This is a genomic window from Longimonas sp., from assembly GCF_040409695.1.
Lineage (GTDB): Bacteria > Bacteroidota > Rhodothermia > Rhodothermales > Salinibacteraceae > Longimonas.
The window spans coordinates 1-4,562 of record NZ_JARWGJ010000196.1 but is presented as its reverse complement, the minus strand read 5'-3'; the positions used below and the strand labels follow the sequence as shown (position 1 = coordinate 4,562).

Annotated in this window: 3 protein-coding genes and 1 pseudogene; 2 read left to right on the top strand and 2 right to left on the bottom strand. The window is 61.7% G+C overall.

Annotated features, from left to right (window positions below):
* Together PPP56_RS11640 and PPP56_RS11635 are read right to left on the bottom strand one after the other, a co-directional pair.
* Positions 1 to 296 (bottom strand): annotated as a pseudogene (locus tag PPP56_RS11640) (hypothetical protein); the annotation flags it as partial.
* Positions 297 to 789: 493 nt separating this feature from the next.
* The gene (locus PPP56_RS11635; protein WP_353564216.1) at positions 790 to 1,767 is read right to left on the bottom strand and encodes a YpdA family putative bacillithiol disulfide reductase; all 978 of its coding nucleotides are present in this window, start codon (positions 1,765 to 1,767) and stop codon (positions 790 to 792) included.
* Between the two features lie 294 nt (positions 1,768 to 2,061).
* Between PPP56_RS11635 and PPP56_RS11630 the strand changes: the two genes are divergently transcribed.
* Together PPP56_RS11630 and PPP56_RS11625 are read left to right on the top strand one after the other, a co-directional pair.
* A complete protein-coding gene (locus tag PPP56_RS11630; protein WP_353564215.1) occupies positions 2,062 to 3,153 on the top strand; it encodes an alkene reductase in 1,092 nt (363 codons plus the stop codon).
* A 285-nt stretch (positions 3,154 to 3,438) separates the two neighbouring features.
* Positions 3,439 to 4,562: flavin-containing monooxygenase (locus PPP56_RS11625; protein ID WP_353564214.1), on the top strand; the 1,124-nt coding region annotated here is incomplete at its 3' end.

Sequence of the window (4,562 nt, the reverse complement as noted above, 5' to 3'; positions counted from 1 at the left end):
TATTCAAACTCACCGGGTCCCTGGCCCTGCTCACCTGTCATGTTAACCAGCTCCCCTTCGCTGCTGAAGACCATTAGCTTATAGAGGTTGGGAGCCGTCAGGTATATCGTGCCGGCTCCGTTAGCGGTAAGCGCACCGACCTCAGCCACTTCGCTACTTATGTCTTTTTGGAATACACTTACAGCTTCTATATTTTCTATATTCTTTGTCTCTCTCCTTTCGTCCTCTGAGCTTTCACATCCTGAAGCAATCGTGAGGACTGCTAATATCAAGACCAGCTGTATGCATTCTTTCATTGTGTGCTATTAAATTGATTAGACTGACGGCAAGAACGGGCTAAAGGAACAAAGGAACTGCAATGGAAAGAGCGATGAGAAATCTCATACCAGGAGTGTTTTTGAATTTGCATTATTACGAAGTGAGAGGATAATCACTGTAATCCTGCTCTATGCAGAAATGCAAGAATGACTACGACCTCTCTATGCTCTCTATGAGGCAAGCTCTATCGATATGAGTGATGCTTCGATACACAAGAGATTGCACTTACAGTATGCCCATTTTGAGGCAAAAAAAAGATTACGATGTAACAGATGTGCTACTACCCTAAAAGCGCCCACGCGTCTGCTTCGCGTCCTCTTCAAGGACTTTGGAGTTGGAAGCCACAGGGTGCAGGACTGCGTTCACCATGACAGGCTTTATTGGGAAGTGATGCCAGTGTAGCCATCAAAGTGCGGATTAACAGAGCCCTACCGACAGCCCTCCGTCGGCAGGCCACGACGGGCGTATCCCTCACACCCCCACCACATCCCGATCGGCGATGTGGTCCATGATCTTCTCAGCGTGGAAGCGTCCGTTCTCGATGAACCAGCGGCTCGTGTCGCAGCCGCCGCAGATGGTGCCCGCCAGGTAGAGCCCCTCGCGATTCGTCTCGAACGTCTCGCCTGCCTCGTCGTGCACCGGCGTGCGGGCCTCGTCGTTGCGGATCGCTACGCCCATCGTCTCCAACAGCGCATAGTTCGGCTTGTAGCCGATCAGCGGCAGCACGAAGTCGTTGGCGATGGTTTTGGGCCCCTCGGGCGTATCCATCTCCACCGTGTCGTCGGTGATCGCCGTTACCTCGCTCTCGAAGTACGCCGTGATCGAGCCCTCCTTGATGCGGTTCTGCAGGTCGGGTTTGATCCAGTACTTCACGCCCTCGTCGAGCGCCGCATCGCGAATAATCATCGTCACGTTCGCGTCGGTGCGGTAGCAGGCCAGGGCGGCTTTGGCGGCGGAGTTGCCCCCGCCCACAATCGCTACGTCTTGTAGCGCGTACGGGTACGGCTCCTTGAAGTAGTGACTCACCTTGTCCATCTCCTCGCCCGGCACGCCCAGCCGATTCGGGATGTCGTAGAAGCCCGTAGCCACCACCACGTTGCGCGTGCGGTGCGTCCCTTTCTCGGTGACCACCGTGTAGTCCTGCGGCGTGCCCTCCAGATCGGTGACGCGCTCGTACAGACGGATGTCCAGCTCCTCGGCCACCGCCACGCGGCGGTAGTAGTCCAGCGCATCCTCGCGGCGGGGCTTGTAGTCGCGCGTCGGGAACGGATGGCCGCCGATCTCAAGCGGACGCGGCGTCGAGAAGAACTCCATGCGCGTGGGGTAGCCGATAAACGAGTTGCAGAGCGCCCCCTTGTCGATGATGCGCGCCGAAAGCCCGCGGCGCTGGGCCGCAATGCCGCACGCGAGTCCGACCGGACCCGCTCCAATGATGATGACGTCGTGCATAACGAGGTGGGCTGGTTGGTTGCTGAGGGAGTACACGTGCACCTACAAGATTGAAGGCGCAGGGTGAGCATGCAGTTTCAAGGCCACCAGAGGCGTTGCGAGCCTGACACATCCGTACGCATCCCTTAAAAACATGTGTTAACACACACATAACGCAATCTTCCTTCTGGTTTCAGGGGGATGCGGCGCGCTGTAAGATTGTTGAAACAGCGATGCGAACAGGGCACTTCTCAAGCCATGCGGGGTAGGGGGCCGTGATTCGCATACTGATCTCTACACGACAACTTATCGCCCATGAAACTGCTCTCGACCTACGACCTCGGGCCGCTTACGCTGCCGAACCGCGTGATCATGGCCCCCATGACGCGCAACCGTGCCGCCGGTGATTCGGGCACGGTACCGACCGATATGATGGCGACCTACTACACGCAGCGCGCCTCGGCGGGGCTCATCATCACCGAAGCCACGCAGGTTACGCCGCGTGGACAGGGCTACCCGAACACGCCGGGCATTCACAGCGAGGAGCAGATTGCAGCCTGGCGGCGCATCACCGACGCGGTGCACGAATCCGACGGGCGCATCTTCAACCAGCTGTGGCATGTGGGCCGCATCTCGCACGGGTCGTACCACGATGGCGCCAAGCCGGTAGCGCCCTCCGCCATTGCCGCCGATGGCGAGGCGATGACCGCCTCGTTCGAGATGGAGCCGTTTCCGACGCCGCACGCGCTCTCGACCGATGAGGTGCGCGAGGTGGTGCAGCAGTACCGTCACGGCGCGGCCTCGGCCCGCGAAGCCGGCTTCGACGGGGTCGAGATTCACGCTGCCAATGGCTACCTGATCGACCAGTTCATCCAGAGCGGCACCAACAAGCGCACCGACCGCTACGGCGGCGCGCTCGACGACCGCCTGCGCTTCTTGCGTGAGGTGGTCGAGGCGGTGCTGCAGGAGTGGGAGGCCGACCGCGTGGGCGTGCGCCTCTCGCCTGGCGGCACGTTCAACGACATGCACGACGACGACCCGATCCAGACGTTCGGGCGCGCCGGTGAGGTCTTGAGCGAGTACGACCTGACGTACCTGCACACCGTCGAGAACGAGTTCGCCACCGGCGAGACCGCTTCGTCGCTCATGCGCCAGGCCTACGACGGCACCCACATCGTCTGCGGCGGCTACGACCGCGCATCCGGCGAGGAGGCCCTGCAGGAAGAACGCGCCGACCTCATAGCCTACGCCAAGCTCTTTCTGTCGAACCCGGATCTGCCGGAACGTTTCGCTCAGAACGCGCCCCTCAACGAGTGGGACGAGAGCACCTTCTATGGCGGCGATGCCGAAGGCTACATCGACTACCCCACGCTGGAGGAGGCCGAGGAGCAGGAAGCCGCCGCGTAATGCGTCGCGGTCTCGCCCCCAACGGTACAACTGAACAAGAGCGCACGCCTCGATCCATGCCGGGTCGGGGCGTTTTCTTGTGTGGGCATATGTGGCGATGGCGTGCGCTGGGAGATCGAGCTCGAGGTTCCAGTAGAGACGTCCCGGCGGGACGTCTCTACGGACGAACTATATGAGACGATCGTGCAGACTGCAGTTTGATTTTAGGTGGAGACAGATCGCATGCCCGCCCCATGCATTAACATCTACACGCAGTTTATTTTCGTACAGATGCTGCCTATGCAGATGCCATCCATACACCCGCCTGAACCCGCTGCGCACCATAACGACAGAGCACCCGGGGTCGACGTTGCCATCATTGGAACGGGCTTTGCCGGACTCGGCGCAGCCATTCGGCTCATGCAGGAGGGCATGACCGACCTTGTCGTGTTTGAGCGCGCAGACGAGGTGGGCGGCGTCTGGCGCGAGAACCACTATCCAGGCTGCGCCTGCGACACCGCTTCGCATCTCTACTCGTTCTCTTTTGCGCTCAAGGCTGACTGGAGCCGGCGCTTCGCCGGGCGCGACGAGATCTTCGACTACCTGAAAGCGTGCGCAACGCAGTTCGGCGTGCGCCCGCACATCCGGTTCGGGCATGCGGTGCGCAGCGCAGTGTGGGACGAGGACACCCTCCGCTGGCGCATCGAGACCTCACAGGGTGCCTACGTAGCGCGGGCGCTCATCTGTGCCCCGGGCGCCCATTCACAGCCCTGCATTCCCGACCTGCCGGGGCAAGACCGCTTCGAGGGCAAGGCGTTTCACTCGTCCAACTGGCCCGAGGGCTTCGACCCGTCCGGGCGCCGTGTCGCCATTGTTGGCACGGGCGCCTCCGCCGTGCAGCTCGTGCCGGCGCTGCAGCCCCACGTCGAGCAGCTAACGCTCTTCCAGCGCACGCCAGCGTGGGTGGTCCCGCACGGCAACCGGGAGATTTCGGCGACGATCCACAACCTGTTTCGCCGCGTGCCGGCGCTGATGCAGATGTGGCGCGGGGCGCTGCACCTCCTCCGCGAAGCCTCCGGCTGGCTCTTCTGGGACCAGCGCATCGCCCGCCTGGCCGAGCCGTTCGTGCGGTACTGGATGCGGAGCCAGATTCCGGATTCCGACCTGCGCGAGGCGCTCATCCCCGACTATCGGCTCGGCTGCAAGCGCATCCTGCACTCCGACACCTACCTCGCCGCCCTCTCAAAGCCGAACGTCACCGTTGTCGACGGCGCCGCGCGCGAGGTGCATCCCGGAAGCGTGTCTGGACCGGTGGGGGCGCACGACGCCGACGTGATCGTCTACTGCACGGGGTTTCAGTCGACGACGATGCCGTTCAGCCGCAGCATCTACGGACGAGAGGGGCGGGCGCTGGCGGCGACCTGGGGCGA